This is a genomic window from Virgibacillus sp. M23 (assembly GCF_034190895.1).
GTDB classification, from domain to species: Bacteria; Bacillota; Bacilli; order Bacillales; family Amphibacillaceae; genus Virgibacillus; species Virgibacillus salarius.
The window spans coordinates 1-221 of the sequence record NZ_JAWDHA010000454.1; the positions used below are offsets into that span (position 1 = coordinate 1).

General features: G+C 47.1%; 1 protein-coding gene. It reads right to left on the minus strand.

The window, feature by feature from the left end; all coding sequences use genetic code 11:
- Positions 1-192, minus strand: a 192-nt coding sequence (locus tag RVS70_RS23320) for a hypothetical protein (protein WP_321135134.1), incomplete at its 3' end; no start/stop codon positions are given.
- Positions 193-221: the final 29 nt, after the last annotated feature.

A 221-nucleotide genomic window follows, 5' to 3' on the forward strand; every position in this document is an offset into this window, starting at 1 on the left:
CTTGACCACCACTGCGGCTGCCCACTTCCCTTTCCGTGGGGTTTGTCCTTCAGCTAACTTTTTTAGCAAAACCCGCTCAAAAAAGTGGATCTTTAGGTCAAACATTTCCCACAGGAGTTGAAGTGGCCGGCCTTCGCTATTATCAGGCTCTACAACGCTAGCATGAAGTAACACAGCTGCTTTTATACTCACGGATAGCGAGTTTCACTTTACCCATTGTA